We start from the raw sequence: 18,831 nt of genomic DNA, 5'->3' as shown, positions 1-18,831 counted from the left end.
TTTTTAAATTCATCATTTATAAATAAGACTTTTTAGTCTAATTTTGAATCGTTAAGATGAATATAAAATGAATGTTAAAGGAAAAGCGGAAAGAACTAAGCAGTTTATCATTGAACAATCTGCACCAATATTCAATTCGAAAGGAATAGCCGGAACGACAATAGATGATATACTGGCGGCCACAAAGATGGCGAAAGGAGGAATATATGGAAATTTTGAAAACAAAGAGGCGATTTCTATCGCTACTGTAGATTTTATTTTCAGTAAAGTCTCGACTAAAACATATTCCGTAATTTCAAAAGAAAAAACAGCGATTAAAAAGCTGTTTGCATTCATAGATCTTCGTAAAAATCCTTTGGTTCCGTTTATTGAAGGCGGATGTCCTATTTTAAATTTCGGTGTAGACTCGGATAACACAAATCCAACAGTCAAAAAAAAGGTAAAGGCAATGATCGAAGGCTCTATGACACTTTTTATTGATATTTTAAAAAAAGGTATAGAAACTGGAGAATTATCAGATAAGCTGAACCCGGAAGAGTATTGTTTAAAAGTACTAGTAATGCTGGAAGGAGCAACTTTGGTTTCGAGAGTAACCGATAACGTTAAGCCGATGCAGACAGTCATAAAAGTGCTTAAATCTGAGTTAAAATCTTTTGAGATCAAGCAAGCATAAATGAGAGATATGGTTTAAATGATAGAATCAGGAAAACCATTTTTTTACAATCAAAATAAGACTAAAAAGTCTTTTAATTATATCAACTAAATAACTATCAGATATGAAACGTAGAAACTTTGTAGAAAACATTGTGCTAACAGCTTTGGGCGCAGTTTTGATCAACCCATTGGAGGTATTAGCGGAAAAAAAATTAGATCCTGTGAAAACAGATCCTTTGTAAACACAAGATTCAATAAAGGACATGAACCTGCCGGAAGGAATACGCGAACGATATGTTACCGGAGTTAATGGACTGACAGTGCATGTACTGGAAGCTGGTTTTGAAACACCAAAACGCCCTGCTTTACTTCTGCTGCACGGATTTCCAGAACTTGCCTTCAGTTGGAGGAAAGTAATGCTTCCACTGGCTGCTGCGGGTTACCATGTAATCGCTCCCGATTTGCGGGGGTATGGACGCACAACAGGTTGGGATGACAATTATGATGGCAATTTCGCCTCTTTCAGGACGCATGAACTCTCCCGAGATGCTCTCGGTTTGATGATGGCTATGGGGCATGATTCGGTTTACGCTGTAGTCGGACACGATGTGGGTGCGACAGTAGCGGCTTATTGCGCTCTTGTTAGACCAGATTTTTTTCGGTCAGTTGTGATTCTAAGTTGCCCATTCGGTGGAGTGCCACCTTTACCCTTTGGCGTTGGCGTTCAAGCTTCAACGAATCTACAAACAGCGCCACCAGCTCAAGATCCACTTAAATTATTAGCAAGACCCCGTAAGGACAGTACCACTTATTTCTCAACAAGAAGTGCCAATAATGACATGCTGAATTCCAAACAGGGTCTGCACAATTTTCAGCGGGCTTACTTTCATGTAAAGAGTGCCGACTGGAGTCCGAATAAACCATTTGCACTTACCTCGGGCACGGCGGAAGAATTCGCCAAACTTCCGACTTATTATGTTCTGGATCTTGATAAAACAATGCCTGAGTCAGTTGCTCCCTACATGCCCTCACAGGATGAAATAACCGCCGCCAAATGGCTTTCGGATAACGACCTTGATTTCTATACCCAGGAGTTTAAACGTACCGGTTTCCAGGGAGGATTAAACTGGTACCGTTGTACTACCAACGGATTAAACAGGTCTGACCTCGAACTTTTTTCGGGTCACACAATAGATGTGCCTTCTTGCTTTATTTCAGGGATTGCCGATTGGGCAAGATTTCGTCCTGTAGGCGCATTGGAGCAGATGCAGCGCAAGGCTTGTACAAAAATGCAAAGCTTTCACATCATTGAACGTGCAGGTCACTGGGTGCAACAGGAACAACCTGAACAACTTGTCGAATTGATTGTTGATTTTTTGCAACACAATTGCCCCGGAATGTTTTACTGATGAGCAATTGGATATGCTATTAGAAAGTGGTATTGTTATCTCGGCTGGTCACTCGACTATGACTTATAAAGAGGCACAATATTATTTTTCAAAAGGGATTAAGCTGGTAACTCATTTATACAATGCCATGACCCAGTTTGGTCATCGGGAACCGGGCTTGGTTGGTGCAACTTTTGAAAACGAAGCTGTCTATGCTCCGATTATTTTAGATGGTGCCCATTGTGATTATGCCGCAGCAAGTGTGGCTTACAAATTAAAGAAGGATAAATTCTTTCTAATTAGCGATGCTGCCTTTTTAGGGCGAAAAGTTGCCAATTTTAAATGGGATAGTTTTGATGCCCATCTCGACAATGGTTTTTATGGAAATGAAGAAGGTAATTTGGCCGGCGCAAGCATTTCGATGGAAGAAGCCGTGCAAAATGCATTTAATCATCTTCATGTATCTGCTGACGAGGCTATCAAAATGGCTACGTGCCGTGTAGCAAGCGCTATTAATATGGAGGATCAAGTGGGTAAAATCAAATCTGGATTTCCAGCAAGTTTTGTCACATTTAATGATAATCTGTCAATAATAGAAACATTAAATTATAATCTGATTTAACACTTTAATATCAAAGATGTTAATAAAAAAAGTAACTACATAACTAACTCAAAATAAAAAAAAATGAAAAGTATTTTAGAAATTAAACCTGACATCAGCTATAAAAGTGTTGGAAAATTTGAAGAAACTAGATTCGAGAAAATCCACAATGAGATTTTTAAAAATTCAGTTGAAGCATCAAAAATTGTTGCACAAGAAATAGCAACATTAATTAGATCCAAACAAGCCGAAAATAAATCCTGTGTACTTGGCCTAGCTACTGGTTCTTCTCCTATAAAAGTCTATGAAGAATTGGTTCGAATGTATAAAGAAGAAGGACTTAGCTTTAATAATGTAGTGACTTTCAATTTGGATGAATATTATCCAATGAAAAAAGAAAACAACAACAGTTACCACTATTTCATGCATCAACATCTTTTTAATCATGTTGATATTAGACCAGAGAATATAAATGTTCCGGACGGAACGGTAGCCATTGATGAGTTGAATCAATATTGTGTTGATTATGAAATGAAAATTAAAAAAGCCGGAGGGCTTGATTTTCAATTATTGGGAATTGGTCGTACAGGACACGTTGGTTTCAATGAACCAGGATCCCATATCAATTCAGGAACTCGTATCATTACTTTAGATCATATCACACGAATAGATGCTTCATCTGATTTTAATGGGATTGATAACGTTCCTAAAAGAGCGATTACAATGGGAGTTTCTACAATTTTAAGATCCAAAAGAATTGTATTAATGGCTTGGGGTCAAAACAAAGCCTCCATCATTAAGAGAACTATTCAAGGAGATATTAGTTCCGAAATTCCTGCTACATTTTTGCAAAATCATGCTAATGCGACTTTCGTTTTAGACCAACCAGCTGCCTCTGAATTAACTCGTTTTAAAACGCCTTGGTTAGTTGGAGAATGCATTTGGACAACAGAATTAAGAAATAAAGCAATTGTTTCGCTTTGCCAAGAAACAAAACAATCTATATTAAAACTGACTGACAGAGATTACAACAACAATGGAATGTCGGATCTTTTGGCACAAGAAGGTTCTGCTTATGATTTGAATATAAATATGTTCAATGTATTGCAACATACAATAACTGGGTGGCCAGGGGGAAAACCAAATACTGATGATTCTCACAGACCCGAAAGAGCTAATCCTGCCAAAAAAAGAATCATCCTTTTTAGTCCACATCCAGATGATGATGTAATTTCAATGGGTGGAACTTTTTCTAAACTGATAAAACAAGGTCATGATGTTCATGTTGTATATCAAACATCTGGAAATATAGCGGTTACTGATGACGAAGCATTGAAATTTGCAGAAGTTTGCAATGATTTCATTGGAGGAAGCGATTGTAATATTGACTTTCCAGCGGTAATTAATTTCATTAATAACAAAACTGAAAATGAAATTGATTCTATTGAAGTTAGAAAGTTAAAAGGGCTTATCAGACGTCGTGAATCCTATGCAGCAACTAGATACATTGGTTTAAAAGATGAAAACACACACTTTTTAGACCTTCCTTTTTATGAAACTGGCCGAGTAAAGAAAAATCCATTGGGTGCTGAAGATATTACTATTGTTATGGGCATCATCGAAAAAATTAAACCACATCAAGTTTTTGCTGCTGGAGATTTAGCGGATCCGCATGGTACTCATGAAGTTTGTTTGAATGCAATATTTGCCGCTATGGCAGTTCTAAAAACAAAACCATTTATGAATGACTGTTGGTTATGGTTGTACCGAGGTGCTTGGCATGAATGGGATATCCACGAAATAGATATGGCTGTTCCACTAAGTCCTGATGAAGTTTTATTAAAAAGACATGCGATTTTATACCATCAATCCCAAAAAGACAGAGTAATGTTTCAAGGAAACGACTCAAGAGAATTTTGGGTACGAGCCGAAGATCGCAACAAAAATACTGCGAAACTTTATGATGATTTAGGTTTAGCTGAATACGAAGCCATTGAAGCATTTAAACGTTTTGATTATTAATTTAAGTAAATTGTAATTATTTCTCAAAGTGAGACATTAATAAAAATGCCTGTTCCAAACGGATCAGGCATTATTTTAATTTGGAAAAAGATCATCAAATAAAACCTGAATGATTTTCTTTGATTTTCTCAATCCTATATTGAATATTTAAATAGTTTGTAACAGAGTCAAAATTAAAAATAGGGAACTCCCCCTCTATTTAATGGTTAAATTTTGACATCTTCCAACTTAGCAAATTTGTATTTTACCTGTTCAAAATCTATAGGCTCCCCTTTAATAAAATAAGATGCTCCCATCGTAGTTTCAATTTTTCCATTACCTAAAATAAGTTCCTCTCCATTTTTAAGAAAAGCCATAGGATTCTTGTAAGTTTTTTTTTCATATCCACCTTGATAAAAAGTATAGCTAGCAAATAAGGTATCACCACGGAATTCTCCTGCTATTTTTCCTGTTTTTTTCGGCATATTAAAAATTTTCATTACCATATCCCCTTTTATTTTTCCACTTTTCAAAGTATTCACTTTCAAGTCAATTGTATCTTGCTCATATAATGCTCTATAAGTGGTTACACTTATTGGTTTTTCAGCCTTTACTTGACTGCCTTCTGAACCATTTTCGCTTTGATTGTTTTTACAACTTCCAAGTATAGCACATGCAATCGCCAAACAAAAAAGACCCGAATTTTTCATAATAGTAAGATTTAATTAATAATGTGGCAATTGCCAGTGCTAACTTACAAATAAATAATTTTAAGTAAAATAGTTATTGGCAAACAATAAAATGAAACTAACAAAAATTAGTACGTAAGGAGCACACCATTAATTCATCATTCTATATTCATTTGGCGTAAAGCCAGTACTTTTTTTAAACATACGATTAAAATGCTGAGGGTATTTAAAACCAAGTTCAAAAGCGATTTGACTAATTGATTTTTCAGTATCAAAAATCTTTTCCTTGGCCACATCAATCAATTTTAGTTGCATGTGTTCCTGCGCCGATTTTCCCGTTTCTTTTTTAATTAAATCCCCAAAATAGTTGGGAGAAAGATGCAAACGATCTGCAAAATACCCAACAGAAGGCAACCCTAAATCTTGAGTGGTATCTGACTGGAAATAGTTGTTCAATAAATTTTCAAATTTTGATAAAATATCAGTGTTTATACTCTCACGAGTTATAAACTGTCTATCGTAAAATCGAATACAATAATTCAATAGCAATTCGATATTATTCGTAATAATACTTTTACTATGTTTATCAATGGATTGATCTAGCTCATAATCCAATTTACTAAATAAATCTTTTATAATTAGTTGTTCTTTTAGAGACAAATGCAAAGCTTCATTCGAATCATACGAAAAAAACGAATATTGACTCATTTTTTTACCAAGAGCGGTTCCTTTTATTAAATCTGGGTGAAAAAGTAGTGCTAAACCTGTAGGCTGGTAATTCTCTTCATTATTGATTTCAAGAACTTGCCCTGGACTGATAAAAACCAGTGTTCCATCATCATAATCATAAGTATTTCTGCCATATTTTAATTCACCACAATTTCCCGCCTTTAAAAAAACAGCATATAAACCAAAATACATTTTACAATGATTGGGTAAATTTTTAGTATTTTTATTATCAAAAACACTAATCAATGGATGTTTTGTTTCTATATCCTTTAATGCATTATATTGACTAACGTTTTCAAGTTTTATAATGGTGTCCATAGCTATTGATTCTTTATACAAATATAACACAGACGGTATAAAAATGCACTTCAAAAAAAGCAATAACAGTAATAATGGTTATAACAGTAATAATGGTTATAACAGCAGTAATTTATATGCTTAATTGATCCTCATATTAAATGATATTTGTAAAGCCAATTTCAATTAAAGAGAGTGGAGTTAAATCTTTAAAAATGAAAAAAGTTAACGTAATTGTAGTTATTGGTGCAGGCTCTATTGGTCAAGCCATTGCGAGACGTGTAGGTGCTGGAAATCATATTTTACTAGCTGACTTATATCAAGAAAATAATGAAACAGCCGCTAAAGTTCTAAGCGAAGCAGGCTTTGTTGTGAGCACGACAATTGTTGATGTATCCTCCAGAAAATCGGTTCAAGACCTTGTTGAAACTGCAACAGCAATTGGTGGCGTTACAGGACTGATACATGCTGCAGGAGTTTCTCCATCGCAAGCCTCACCTGTCACTATATTCAAAGTAGATTTATATGGAACAGCATTAATCTTGGAAGAATTTGGTCATGTAATTGAAGATGGAGGTTCAGGAGTAGTAATTGCTTCCCAATCAGGACATCGATTGCCATCATTAACCCCTGAACAAGATAAAGCATTGGCAACCACCCCAACAGAGGAATTGCTATCGCTTCCATTTTTACAATCAGATGCTGTAGATAGTTCCTTATTTGCTTACCAATTATCCAAAAGAGGAAATTTATTACGAGTAAAGGCCGAAGCCGTACGTTGGGGAAAACGAGGAGCCCGGATCAATACAATCAGTCCGGGAATAATTATTACACCACTTGCAAACGACGAATTGAATGGACCTCGCGGAGAGGGCTATCGAAAAATGCTAGCAATTTCGCCTGCCGGAAGAGCCGGTACACCAGATGAAGTGGGCGTAGTAGGCGCTTTATTGATGGGGAGAGACGGTGCTTTTATCACAGGAAGTTATTTCTTAATGGATGGTGGTGTAACTTCTGCCTATTGGTATGGTGAATTGGCTCCTAAACCAGAATAATTTTCTTTTTACATTAGATTAAACTATTGTTGTAATCATCCCTAAACAGAAAACAAATAAATAAAATGACAACATTTATAGATAAAGGAGTAGCTGCTCCAAAGGACTATTTCACTGGAACCGTTTGGGTCAATATGAATGTAATACCCGATGAAGGATATAACATTAATATGGGAACAATATCTTTTGAAAAGAAAGCAAGAACCAATTGGCACAGCCATACCAGCGGCCAAATATTGTTTGTTATTGAAGGTATTGGATACTATCAAGAGCTCGACAAACCCATTCAACTAATCCAAAAAGGAGATGTTGTCAAAATTCCAAAAAATATAACACATTGGCACGGAGCTTCTCATAACAGTGCGATGCGTCATATTGCACTAGTTCCAGAATTTGATAAAGATACAACAGACTGGTTACAAGCCGTAAGTAATGAAGAGTATAATACTTTTAAAGCCCCTGTTTATGAAGTAGAAAACAAATTAACACCAGCCGCTATCATGAATCATGAAGAATTATGGCCTAATCATATTTCGAAGGTAAAAGAAACGGATCCTGATTTGATTGAGATATTTGACAATTTTGCTTTTGACGAAGTCATTAACCACGATACGATCGATGTCAAAACAAGAGTACTGATGATTATGGCTTCTACAATAGGTAGTCATGCCTTGAATGAGTACCGTTTGCATGTAAATGCAGCCTTGAATGTTGGTATATCTCCAATTGAAATAAAAGAAGTTCTATACCAATCTGTTCCCTATGTAGGTATTTCTAAGGTGATTGATTTTATAAATGCTACCAATGAAATTTTTATCGAACGGAATATTTCTTTACCTTTAGAAAGTCAATCTACCACTACTCCAGAAAATAGACTGGAAAAAGGATTGGCCAAACAAAAGGAAATTTTCGGCGACCAAATAGATAAGATGTATAAAAACTCGCCCAAAGATTTATTACACATTCAACACTATTTATCTGAAAATTGTTTTGGCGATTATATCACTAGAGATGGTTTGGATATTAAAACTCGAGAAATGATAACACTTTCTTTTCTTATTGCATTAGGAGGCAGTGAAAACCAAATAAAGGGGCATATTACTGGGAATGTTAATGTTGGGAATGACAGGAATATCCTTATTAATCTAATGACACAATTATTGCCCTATGTGGGCTATCCACGTACATTAAATGCCATTAATTGTTTGAATGAAATTTTACCTATAAATAATAATAATAACATAAATTAAAACACGGATATGAACACAACTCAAGTTAAAGCTTATGGTGCTGCAGATAAAGATGCGGACTTAAAAGAATTAAACATTAACCGAAGAGCAGTTTCTGAAAAAGATATATAAATAGAAATATTATATTGTGGGGTTTGCCACTCCGATTTGCATACCGCTCGAAACGACTGGGGAGGAACACTATATCCCGCAGTACCTGGTCACGAAATAGTAGGAAGAATTACCAAAGTAGGTAGTGAAGTGACTAAATTAAAAGTAGGCGATTTAGCAGGTGTTGGTTGCCTTGTAGGTTCTTGCAGCACTTGTGATAGTTGTAAAAATGATTTAGAGCAATATTGTTCTAATGGCTGGGTTGGAACTTACAACGGTCCTGACAAACATTTGGGAGGTCATACTTTTGGTGGTTATTCTGAAAAAGTGGTTGTAGATGAACACTTTGTATTAAAAGTACCAGCTAACCTAGACTTGGCTGCCGTTGCGCCATTACTTTGTGCCGGAATTACCACTTGGTCACCATTAAAACATTGGAAAGTAGGTAAAGGAAGTAAAGTTGCCGTTGTAGGTTTAGGTGGACTTGGACACATGGCTGTAAAATTAGCTAAAGGTTTAGGAGCAGAAGTAACCTTGTTTTCAAGAACTCTAGATAAAATACAAGATGCAAAAGATTTAGGAGCCCATAATGTTGTCATCTCAACCGATGAAGACCAAATGAATGCTGTAACCGGCGAATTTGATTTAATTATTGATACTGTCCCTAACATTCATGATATTAATCCTTATGTTGCTACTTTGAATTATAGTGGAACTATAGTTTTAGTTGGTTATTTAGGACCATTAGATCCTTTTTTAAATACGGTTCCAATGATCATGGGAAGAAAATCAATCGCGGGTTCTTTAATTGGTGGAATTGCCGAAACACAAGAAATGTTAGATTTTTGTGGAGAACACAACATTGTATCTGAAATTGAAATTATCAAAATGCAAGATATCAACAAAGCGTATGAAAGAATGTTAAAAAGTGATGTAAAATATCGTTTTGTGATTGATATGGCTTCTTTGAAAGCATAATATCGATCCTATTTTTATTAATAATCCCAAACACTATTTTTTTATTGTGTTTGGGATTATTATTTTTAAAATTGTATCAAAAAAGATATTTTTATTTAATAAAACAAGTAAAAATTAAGGCTCCTAAAGCCACACTTCTAGTCTCTTTTTTCTCCATAAAAACATATCTTTGCTTTTAGATAAACTACCTCCTTAAAAAACAACAATGGATCAGGATAAATTTATTTTCTGCCTCGAAGGAGTTCGAGATGTAGAAATTACAACTGCTACTGAAGTAGTTAAAAACTTAGAACAATTGGCCCTTGAAGAAGGGATTTCTAGCATATATAAAACCTGCGATACAATTGAAGGATTAGAAGAAAGTTTAAGTGCTTTACTTTATCACGATCATAATTTTAAGGATTATGAGATTATCTATTTAGTGATGCCTGGAGAACGAAATAATATCTGTCTCAATGATTACTATTATAGTTTTGAAGAAATAGCCGAACTATTTGAAGGGAAAATGAAAGGCAAAATCATTCATTTTTCTAATGCAAAAGTTTTAGACTTAAGCGCCGAAGAAGCGCAATATTTTCTAGATATTACTGGAGCAAGTGCGGTGTCTGGCTATGGAGAAGTGTCGTATAAACTACCTAGTATTGCTATCGATAAAGCCTTCTTTAGCTTGTGTCAAGAAATCGATGACGTAGTTGAAATAGTAGAAGAATTGCATCAAAAACATTATGCACTTTGTAAGTTACTCGATTTTAGATTGTACTATTAAAAAACTGAATTTTATCCATTTAAATTCTGTACTAATTTTTATCAAAATTAAAAAATGCCCAATACCTACTCCATTGTTTTACACCCATCAGAAGATATTATTTCTAAAATTAAAATGATGAAGGAAACTCTGTCAGAAAAAATAGGCTGGTTTAACAGTAAAAACTCATTGGCGCATATTACCATTGGTGAATTTACCGCAACTGACATACAATTAGAAAATATCAAAAAACAACTCGCCAAAATAGGCGATTCCATCCAACCCCTAAAAGTAGTTTTAGATCATTTTGGTAGTTATCCAAATGGCGCTTTTTTTATTGCACCAAATCCAAATTCGAAAGAAGAACTAATTCCTATTATGAAACGTTTTCATCAGGAAATCCGTTTCCCAATTGTACATAAAAGCACGGATCCTCACTTATCTATAGCCCGAAAACTATCTGCTGAAAATTTAGAAATGGCTTTCCGTATGTTTCCAAATATTGAATTAGAATACCGTTGTGAAGATGTCGTTTTAAGACGCTTTGATGCTGCAGTAAAACAATTTAAAATCATAGCCCATTTTCCGTTTAACGGGAATACAAAACAAGAATTTATACAGACTTCTTTATTTTAATAAATCTTTAAATAAGGCACGGGCAATTAATATTTTCATGATTTCATTCGTGCCAGCATAAATTCGGGTAACTCTATTGTCAGCATACATTCGTGCAATTGGGTAGTCCCACATGTATCCGTATCCTCCAAACAATTGCAAACATTCGTCCACTACTTTACCACACATATCCGTGGCCGAATATTTGATCATGGAAGCACTCTCACTCGATAATTTATGTGTACTCATTAACTCAATACAACGATCTAAAAAGGCCTGATGTATTTGCATTTGAGTAGCGCATTCGGCAATTTTAAACTGTGTGTTTTGAAACCCAGCAATTGGAGATCCAAAAGCAGTGCGTTCAGTAGTATATTTAATCGTGTCTTCAATAGCACCCTCAGCGGTGGCAACCGCCATAATTCCCACAGTTAGTCGCTCGCGTGCTAATTCTTTCATCATAATTTTAAATCCCATTTTTTCATCTCCAAGTCGGTTTTCTTTTGGAACTTTCACATTGTCAAAAAATAACTCGGCTGTATCCTGCGATTTCATCCCTATTTTTCTGAGTGGATTTCCTTTATTAAAACCCTCCATTTCCGACTCTAAAATGAGTAAAGTAACACCTTCATCATCAGTTTTCGCATTCGTTTTTACTGCTATTATAGCCATATCACACATAAAACCATTGGTTATAAACGTTTTTTGACCATTTACTAAATAATGATCGCCTTTGTCTTCTGCAGTAGTTCCCAATGCTTTTAAATCACTCCCACAATTGGGTTCGGTCATACCTATAGCGGTAATAAGCTCCCCTTTTGCCATTAGAGGTAAATACTTTTGTTTTTGTAATTCGGTTCCATAATGCAGCAAATAAGGCGCTACAATATCTGAATGAAGTGAAAATCCTGGACCTGTAATTCCTTTTTTAGCAAACTCCTCAATAAGTAGCGCATTAAAAGTAAAATCCAATCCTCCACCTCCATATATTTCTGGAATATCTAAACATAGTAGCCCTAACTCTCCTGCTCTTTTCCAAATTTCACGAGAAACCATTCCTTGTTTTTCCCAATGATCTAACTGTCCCATAATTTCATTTGCAATGAATTCTTGGATCATAGATTGCATCATTTTATGTTCTTCTGTGGCATAAATTTTTCTTTCGATAAGTATGTTTTGTAGCATGGGTACCATTTTTATTTGAGGAGGTATTTATTATATCACTTTGGATTAAAATTTATTCTTTTCTAAAGTTAAGATTTTTTTATTTTATTCTGTTTCAAAAGACATTCTAAATTGCTAATTATCCAAATATAAAAAGCCGAAACGGGTTGTTTCGGCTTGTAATTTCATTTCATTTACACCATAATCATTTTACAAAAACTATTGAAAATGTTTAAATTCTTTTTCGTTTTTATAAACTCGCGCTAGCAAACTTGGTAACACAATCAGTAATAAAGGCATCGCAATCAGGAATCCTCCAATAACTGCAATAGCTAAGGGTTGATGCAACTCAGACCCAGTTCCTATCCCAATTGCTAATGGTAGCAGTGCAATAATGGCTCCCAGTGCTGTCATTAACTTAGGTCGCAATCGAGTGGATATTGAATATACAATGGATTCATTGACGTTTCTTGTTAACTTAAAAGTTTCTCTAAATTGTAGAAAAGTAAAAATGGCATTTTCGGCAATAATACCCACAATCATTATAATTCCAGTGTAACTCCCTACGTTCAGTGGAGTGGCTGTAATAAATAGCAAAATATAGCTTCCTGCAATTCCTAAAACTGAAATTAATAATATTACAAATGCCACTCTAAAATCTCTAAAAAGGAATAGAATAACACCAAAAACCAATAAAGAAGAAGCAATTAAAATCATTAATAACTCTTTGAACGATTGTTGCTGATCTTTATAAGCTCCCGCATATTCAATATAATATCCATTAGGCAATTGTATTTGAGCGGTGACTTTAGTTTGAATTTCCTTCATCACACTTCCTAAATCTCGATTATCTAATCGTCCAGTTACTACACTCATCATTTGTAGATTTTCACGCTCGATTTCAGCTACTCCTTTTTCGATTGAAATAGTCACTAAACTGGTAATCGGAATAGCTTGTCCATTAGGTAAAAATATTTTTAGTTGTTTAATGTCTTCCAAACTTCTTTTTTTCCCATTGGCATAAATTAATCTTATGGGAGTTTGTTTTTCATTTTCTAACAAGCTTCCTACGACATTTCCTTCTAAAGCGGTTTGCATTTGAAACTGTAAGTCCGATGGAGTGATTCCGTATTGTGCCAATTGAATGTAATTAGGATGAATATTAATTACTGGTCCAGCCAAAACAATGCCATCAAAAACATCGGCGGTTCCTTTTACTTTTTCAACAATAGCAGCAACCTGTTTTGCCGTTTTTTGTAATTGTGCCTGATCATTTCCATAGACTTTGACTTCAATTGGTGAAACGGAACTCATTAAATCCCCCAACATATCTCCAATTACTTGCCCAAAATCGATACGCAAAGCAGGCTGCGTAGCCTCTACTTTGGCACGAATTTCATCAATTACATCATTACTGGTTTTATTTCTGTCTTTTTTCAATTGGATTAAATAATCCCCTCGATTGGGTTCCGTAATAAAAAATCCCATTTGGGTACCTGTCCTGCGACTGTAGGCTTCAACTTCTGGAACTTTTATAATAATTTTCTCTACTTCGTTCAGCATTCTATCCGTTTCTTCAAGTGAAGTTCCTGGCGGACTTTCATAATCTAAAATAATACTTCCTTCATCCATTTCGGGTAAAAAACCAGTTTCTAAATTAGGTAGAATAATAACTATTGAAAGTATTAAAACAAGGCAAAAAGTAATACTTATAATAGGTTTTCCAATAAAATAAGACACCCAATTTTGAGTTTTTACTTCATGAATTTCAGAGACTTTTTCTGTTTCAGCTATCCCTCTGTCTTTTTTGGAAAGCAATAAATAGACAACCGGAAGCAACAACCAAGTAACAAAAAAGGAACAAACCAAAGTGATAATCATCGTATCCGTAAGTACTTTGAAATAGGAACCTGCAACTCCGCTCATTAAAACAAAAGGAATAAAAATTACAATTGTACTGATGGATGATCCCAACATGGCTGGAAATAAATAATGAATTGCTTTTTGCAAAAGCGAAACCGTAGGCTCGTCAGGATGTTCTTCATGTGTACGGTGAATTTGTTCTACCACAACGATGGCATCATCAATAATTAGCCCTAAAGCAGCCGCTATTGCCCCCAAAGTCATAATATTGAACGTTTGCCCTGTGAGGTATAAAACAACCAATGTTAATCCCAGTGTTACAGGAATAATAATTAATATAGTAGCACTGGCTTTGGCTGATTTCAAAAACAAAACTGCGACAATTATGGCCAATAATAATCCAATTAATAAACTGTCTGTAACACTTTTTACCGCATCATTTACAAAACGGGCTTGCTCATAAAATGGTTTAATCGTGATGCCTTTGGGAAGGATTGTTTTTAAATCCTGCAGCTTTTGACTCATGGCATCCGAAAGAGAAATTAAATTAGAATTGGGCTGCTTAATGACAGCAACCAAAATACTTTCTTTCCCATTAGCATTTACTTTTATGTATTCTTTAGCTTCTTTAATTTCAACAGCAGCAATGTCTTTTAGTGTAACAATTCCTTTCCCATTATTACTGATAACCAAATTTTCCAACTCTTCTTTTTTGTCGACTTGGGCATCCGTAATGGTTAAATACAAATAGCGATAATCAGACAAATAACCATTTGATTTTATAAAATTGGTCTGACTTAAAACCTGGGAAATGGCATCTGGTGTAATACCTAGTGCAGTCATTTTATTAAAATCTAAGGACAACCAATATTCTTTTTCTTTACCGCCAATAATTCTAATTTCCGATACACCATCTATTTGAGAAAGAAATGGTTTTATAGTAAAATTGGCTATTTTTTTTAACTCAATTGCCGACATTCCTTTGCCTTCGATAGCATACCCAATTACAGGAAGAATGGACGGATTCATTTTTTCTACCGTGATTTGAGTATCAGGAGGTAGATTATTTTTGATTTGGTTGATTTGTTCTTCAATACGCGTTTTACTCAAATCAATATCTGCTTTCCAATCCATAAAAGCGGATATTTCACAACTTCCGCGACTGGTTGTACTTCTAATGGTTTTTAAATCTTGAACTTTTTTAATGGCATTTTCTAACGGTTTGGTAACCGTAATCATCATTTTATCAACAGGTTGTTGTCCTGCATCGGCAATGATTTTTATTTTGGGAAAAGTTATTTCAGGAAACAAGCCTGTTTGCATCTCTGAATAGGCAAAAAAACCTCCTAAAATAATTAGGAAGATTATGGCGCTTAAACCATTTTTATGTTTTACGAAGAAGTTGTTCATTATTTATTTTTTTAGCCACTGATTAGACCGATTTTTACAGATTTATAAAAATTTTTTAATCTTTTAAATCTGTGGTAAACCTTTTTATTTTCCGATTACTTTAACCTTAATCGTATCGCTCACTCCATAATTACCCGTAACTAAAATTTTATCTTTAGCCGTTAATTGTGGTGCTAAAATTTGGATTCTATCATCTGTCTGAATTCCCTTTTCTATTGGAATTTTAATAGCTGTGTTAGAATTTATCATTTTCATAATCCAAAAATCAGTTTCGGTTTCATCACTTAATACGGCCCCTTTGGGTAACGAAATAGTTTTAGAATTTGAGCTTTTATTAATTCTAACTTTTACAATTAAATTTTCAGGAATATCTTGTTTCCCATTTATTTTCAAAATTACATTTTGGGTTTGCGAAGTGGCATCCACTGTAGGTGAAAACTTTTGAACTGTTGCAATTCTATCACTCCCATCAGGCAAACTAACATTCAAATGTTGTCCAGCTGTAACGAATTTTTTTAATTCATAAGGCAAACTTAACACCAATGCAAAACTATTAGCGTCATTTATTGTTACCAATGGATCACCATCTTGCACATAATCTCCTTGTTGCACATTTACCATTGTTACTATTCCACTCGTGTTAGAATGCACTTGAATAGCTCCGCCAAAATTCAAACTAGGGTCAATTTTATTTATCGTATTACCCAGCACTTTAGATTCTCTTGTTTTAATCGAAAACAAGGTGGAACCGTTGTTTACAAAATCATTTATTGCTACATTAACGGAACTCAAGTACCCAGTAGCATTCGCTTTAATATTATTTTTAACTAAATAAGTTGCTGTAGCATTCAATTCCATATAATTTTCAATACCAGTTGTATCAATAGAAGTAATCGTTACAGGAATACTAGCATCAATAGGTTTCTCGGTTACTGAATTGTCCTTACATGCGGTAAAACAGACCGGAATTAGCACCAAAAAAAAGATAAATTTATTCATAGTATTAGTCATTAGAACTCCAATAATTGATTTCATTAATCAGTTGAAGCGTATTTATTTTGTTTTGCGAAATCGTATTATTGATATTGATAACATTTCCTATAGCAATCATAAAATCAGTAATTTGAGCATCTCCAGAAAGTAACAGTTTTTTATTGGCATCGATAAGCGCATCACTTATTTGAAGTTGAGATTGCAACTGATTTTGAATTTCAAAGGTTTGTTTTAATTGCTGATTTAACATCAATAATTGTTGCTGATATTGTTTATTAAAATTGTTTTTATACGCTAAATTAGTAGCCAACGCAGTTTTGTTTTTTTGATGTAATAATGTTTTCTGATTTCCATCATAGATAGGAATTGATAATCCTAAACCAATACTGAATCCGAAATTTTTATATCCTTGACTGATAAAACTAGACATATAACCCGCATCACCAAGTAACGAAAGAGAAGGTTTATAGCTGTTATCTATTAATTTATTTTGATTGATAATTTTCAAGCTATCGGTTTCGAATTGCTTTTCAAAAACAGTAGCCTTTTCATTTTGTATACTTTTTAAAGCAATTGTTGGTTTTTTTAAATTGACAAAAGTAGTATCCGTTTCTCCTGATAAATAATTGAGTAACCCCAAATCATTTTGATATTGTTGTTTTAATTGTAACACCTGTAATTCTTGCTGCTTTAAGGTTGAAATAAAAATCAAATAATCCGTTTGCCTATAAATGGAGTGTTGAGTGAGTTTTTTCAAAATCACAGCTTCATTTTTGAGTAGTTGTATCATATTTTGATTGTAAACCAGCTGCTCAGCACTACCAAACGCCGTTATATATTGCGCAATTATGGCTTTATTCAAATCTTTAACCGCAATTTTTTTATTTAAAACTAAGCCTTCTTTAATAATTTTGAATGTTTCGGCTTGTGAATTAACTATACTTTTACTAATTATTTTTTGATTTATCCCTATCAAACCAGAAATGGACTGACCATTACTTAAAGCAGTATCATAACCAAAACCGTTATAATTAGGAGCAATATACCCATTTATATTTGCGGCAACCAGCGGCTTGTAAGTAGCTCTAATAAGCAAACTATCAATTGTATTGGATTGAATTTGATTCGATATGTCTTTTAGTAAAGGGGAATTGGTTTGGGCTTTTTCTATATAAAAAACCAAGTCCTTTTCCTGTGAAAAGGACGAAGCCGTAATTAAAAAAATAAGAATGATAAGGAATGATCTCATTGGATAAATTTATTCAAAAATAAGTAGTTTATTTATTTTTTATCATCAACTACTAAAATAGTAAAAGAGTTAGGAATAATACTTGGTCTTGGATTAGGAATTTCGGCGGTAGGTTTTGGTTTTTCTCCAAAATTTGCAGTAGATAAATACAATTGATTTGTAGTTTTATTCAAAGTAATTGTTCGTGCTCCTTTTTGGGTTTTTACTGTTTGTAGTACTGCAAAAACTGCAGGGCTTTTTTCCTTAACAACTGTAATTGTTCCTTCTCCATTAGAACTAAAAATAAGTTTATTTTTAGGATTAAAAGTAACACCATCGCAACCATCACCAATAGGTAAAGTTTTAACAACCTTACCATTTATAGCATTTACAACCACCATTAACTTATTACCACACACTGCAAATAATCGATTCGATTCTAAATCAATTGCTAATCCTGAAGGTTCGTCTCCTGGTGCAATGCTCCAAGTAGCTTTTACAGCCAGTTTAGTGGCATCGATGGTTTTAATTTCGTTTTTATCTTCGATATTTACAAAAATCAACCCTTTGGTATTCGTTACTGAAAATTCTGGTTTTCCACCCAAAGCTATCGATTTTATCTCTTTATTTGTGATCGCGTCTAAAACTGTAGCATTATTAGATTTCCCATTGTAAGTAAATACTTTTTTGGAAAATGCATCATATAAAATGGCATCTGGATTTTTACCTGAAATAGCTACTTTTTCGATCAATTCAAAAGTGGTTAAATTGACAATTGATACTGAATTGTCTTTCCCATTAGAAATGAATGCTTTGTTTAAATCATTTGCAATAGCAATACCATGAACCCCTTTTGTATCAGGAATTGTAGTAATTAAGGCATTTGATTTTAAATCTATTACATTTACCTCACTTCCGTGTGAAATAAATAAATGTTGATTCACATCATCAACGGCAAGATAATCCCAGCCATCATTCCCAGGTAATTTTATTTTCTCAGAAACTTTGAAAGTTTGGCTATTACAATTTGCAATTGAAAAACCAAGAATTACTAATGCAACTATTTTTTTCATTGTGTTAT

General features: G+C 34.1%; 15 protein-coding genes and 1 pseudogene. 9 read left to right on the top strand and 7 right to left on the bottom strand.

Annotation, left to right across the window (positions count from 1 at the left end):
- Positions 1–67 precede the first annotated feature (67 nt).
- The 4 genes from AB3G34_RS04410 to nagB all read left to right on the top strand — a co-directional run bounded on the left by AB3G34_RS04410 (position 68) and on the right by nagB (position 4,665).
- Positions 68–673, top strand: a complete 606-nt coding sequence (locus AB3G34_RS04410; RefSeq protein WP_367769019.1) for a TetR/AcrR family transcriptional regulator — start codon at positions 68–70, stop codon at positions 671–673.
- 244 nt (positions 674–917) lie between these two features.
- Entirely contained in the window at positions 918–2,063 is a 1,146-nt protein-coding gene (locus tag AB3G34_RS04405; protein ID WP_367769016.1) for an alpha/beta fold hydrolase, read from the top strand.
- Positions 2,064–2,076: 13 nt separating this feature from the next.
- Positions 2,077–2,664, top strand: a complete 588-nt coding sequence (locus AB3G34_RS04400; RefSeq protein WP_369754077.1) for an amidohydrolase family protein — start codon at positions 2,077–2,079, stop codon at positions 2,662–2,664.
- 63 nt (positions 2,665–2,727) lie between these two features.
- On the top strand, positions 2,728–4,665 hold the full coding sequence (nagB, locus tag AB3G34_RS04395; RefSeq protein WP_369753572.1) for a glucosamine-6-phosphate deaminase: 1,938 nt from the start codon (positions 2,728–2,730) through the stop codon (positions 4,663–4,665).
- A 206-nt stretch (positions 4,666–4,871) separates the two neighbouring features.
- Here nagB and AB3G34_RS04390 read toward each other — a convergent pair whose 3' ends face one another.
- Together AB3G34_RS04390 and AB3G34_RS04385 are read right to left on the bottom strand one after the other, a co-directional pair.
- On the bottom strand, positions 4,872–5,354 hold the full coding sequence (locus AB3G34_RS04390) for a hypothetical protein (RefSeq protein ID WP_369753571.1): 483 nt from the start codon (positions 5,352–5,354) through the stop codon (positions 4,872–4,874).
- Between the two features lie 129 nt (positions 5,355–5,483).
- The gene (locus AB3G34_RS04385; protein ID WP_369753570.1) at positions 5,484–6,380 is read right to left on the bottom strand and encodes a helix-turn-helix domain-containing protein; all 897 of its coding nucleotides are present in this window, start codon (positions 6,378–6,380) and stop codon (positions 5,484–5,486) included.
- A gap of 194 nt (positions 6,381–6,574) precedes the next feature.
- Here AB3G34_RS04385 and AB3G34_RS04380 point away from each other — a divergent pair, with 194 nt between their 5' ends.
- The 5 genes and pseudogenes from AB3G34_RS04380 to AB3G34_RS04360 all read left to right on the top strand — a co-directional run bounded on the left by AB3G34_RS04380 (position 6,575) and on the right by AB3G34_RS04360 (position 11,113).
- Entirely contained in the window at positions 6,575–7,414 is an 840-nt protein-coding gene (locus AB3G34_RS04380; RefSeq protein ID WP_369753569.1) for an SDR family oxidoreductase, read from the top strand.
- Between the two features lie 65 nt (positions 7,415–7,479).
- The gene (locus tag AB3G34_RS04375) at positions 7,480–8,664 is read left to right on the top strand and encodes a carboxymuconolactone decarboxylase family protein (RefSeq protein ID WP_369753567.1); all 1,185 of its coding nucleotides are present in this window, start codon (positions 7,480–7,482) and stop codon (positions 8,662–8,664) included.
- A gap of 9 nt (positions 8,665–8,673) precedes the next feature.
- A pseudogene (locus AB3G34_RS04370) lies at positions 8,674–9,732 on the top strand (NAD(P)-dependent alcohol dehydrogenase).
- Between the two features lie 205 nt (positions 9,733–9,937).
- A complete protein-coding gene (locus AB3G34_RS04365) occupies positions 9,938–10,498 on the top strand; it encodes a DUF6642 family protein (RefSeq protein ID WP_367752390.1) in 561 nt (186 codons plus the stop codon).
- Between the two features lie 54 nt (positions 10,499–10,552).
- Positions 10,553–11,113: a 2'-5' RNA ligase family protein gene (locus AB3G34_RS04360; RefSeq protein WP_369753566.1), complete on the top strand. Its 561-nt coding sequence runs from the start codon at positions 10,553–10,555 to the stop codon at positions 11,111–11,113.
- Here the strand turns inward: AB3G34_RS04360 and AB3G34_RS04355 are convergent.
- The 5 genes from AB3G34_RS04355 to AB3G34_RS04335 all read right to left on the bottom strand — a co-directional run bounded on the left by AB3G34_RS04355 (position 11,105) and on the right by AB3G34_RS04335 (position 18,823).
- On the bottom strand, positions 11,105–12,277 hold the full coding sequence (locus AB3G34_RS04355) for an acyl-CoA dehydrogenase family protein (protein WP_369753565.1): 1,173 nt from the start codon (positions 12,275–12,277) through the stop codon (positions 11,105–11,107). The genes AB3G34_RS04360 and AB3G34_RS04355 overlap by 9 nt on opposite strands.
- Before the next feature lie 198 nt (positions 12,278–12,475).
- Entirely contained in the window at positions 12,476–15,529 is a 3,054-nt protein-coding gene (locus tag AB3G34_RS04350) for an efflux RND transporter permease subunit (protein ID WP_369753564.1), read from the bottom strand.
- Positions 15,530–15,613: 84 nt separating this feature from the next.
- Entirely contained in the window at positions 15,614–16,528 is a 915-nt protein-coding gene (locus AB3G34_RS04345) for an efflux RND transporter periplasmic adaptor subunit (protein ID WP_369753563.1), read from the bottom strand.
- Between the two features lie 4 nt (positions 16,529–16,532).
- Positions 16,533–17,771, bottom strand: coding sequence for a TolC family protein (locus AB3G34_RS04340; RefSeq protein ID WP_369753562.1), 1,239 nt, complete (start codon positions 17,769–17,771; stop codon positions 16,533–16,535).
- Between the two features lie 32 nt (positions 17,772–17,803).
- Positions 17,804–18,823: a YncE family protein gene (locus tag AB3G34_RS04335; protein ID WP_369753561.1), complete on the bottom strand. Its 1,020-nt coding sequence runs from the start codon at positions 18,821–18,823 to the stop codon at positions 17,804–17,806.
- Positions 18,824–18,831: the final 8 nt, after the last annotated feature.

Origin of the sequence: Flavobacterium sp. WC2409, assembly GCF_041200085.1 — a bacterium.
Taxonomy (GTDB): domain Bacteria; phylum Bacteroidota; class Bacteroidia; order Flavobacteriales; family Flavobacteriaceae; genus Flavobacterium.
This window is presented reverse-complemented; position numbering and strand designations above follow the sequence as displayed.

What these genes read in the sequence shown, in the direction of transcription:
- AB3G34_RS04355 (WP_369753565.1), bottom strand. Translation starts at nt 12,277, where the DNA reads ATGCTACAAAACATACTTATCGAAAGAAAAATTTATGCCACAGAAGAA.
- AB3G34_RS04405 (WP_367769016.1), top strand. Translation starts at nt 918, where the DNA reads ATGAACCTGCCGGAAGGAATACGCGAACGATATGTTACCGGAGTTAAT.
- AB3G34_RS04345 (WP_369753563.1), bottom strand. Translation starts at nt 16,528, where the DNA reads ATGAATAAATTTATCTTTTTTTTGGTGCTAATTCCGGTCTGTTTTACC.
- AB3G34_RS04400 (WP_369754077.1), top strand. Translation starts at nt 2,077, where the DNA reads ATGCTATTAGAAAGTGGTATTGTTATCTCGGCTGGTCACTCGACTATG.
- nagB (WP_369753572.1), top strand. Translation starts at nt 2,728, where the DNA reads ATGAAAAGTATTTTAGAAATTAAACCTGACATCAGCTATAAAAGTGTT.
- AB3G34_RS04380 (WP_369753569.1), top strand. Translation starts at nt 6,575, where the DNA reads ATGAAAAAAGTTAACGTAATTGTAGTTATTGGTGCAGGCTCTATTGGT.
- AB3G34_RS04375 (WP_369753567.1), top strand. Translation starts at nt 7,480, where the DNA reads ATGACAACATTTATAGATAAAGGAGTAGCTGCTCCAAAGGACTATTTC.
- AB3G34_RS04365 (WP_367752390.1), top strand. Translation starts at nt 9,938, where the DNA reads ATGGATCAGGATAAATTTATTTTCTGCCTCGAAGGAGTTCGAGATGTA.
- AB3G34_RS04385 (WP_369753570.1), bottom strand. Translation starts at nt 6,380, where the DNA reads ATGGACACCATTATAAAACTTGAAAACGTTAGTCAATATAATGCATTA.
- AB3G34_RS04340 (WP_369753562.1), bottom strand. Translation starts at nt 17,771, where the DNA reads ATGAGATCATTCCTTATCATTCTTATTTTTTTAATTACGGCTTCGTCC.
- AB3G34_RS04360 (WP_369753566.1), top strand. Translation starts at nt 10,553, where the DNA reads ATGCCCAATACCTACTCCATTGTTTTACACCCATCAGAAGATATTATT.
- AB3G34_RS04410 (WP_367769019.1), top strand. Translation starts at nt 68, where the DNA reads ATGAATGTTAAAGGAAAAGCGGAAAGAACTAAGCAGTTTATCATTGAA.
- AB3G34_RS04335 (WP_369753561.1), bottom strand. Translation starts at nt 18,823, where the DNA reads ATGAAAAAAATAGTTGCATTAGTAATTCTTGGTTTTTCAATTGCAAAT.
- AB3G34_RS04390 (WP_369753571.1), bottom strand. Translation starts at nt 5,354, where the DNA reads ATGAAAAATTCGGGTCTTTTTTGTTTGGCGATTGCATGTGCTATACTT.
- AB3G34_RS04350 (WP_369753564.1), bottom strand. Translation starts at nt 15,529, where the DNA reads ATGAACAACTTCTTCGTAAAACATAAAAATGGTTTAAGCGCCATAATC.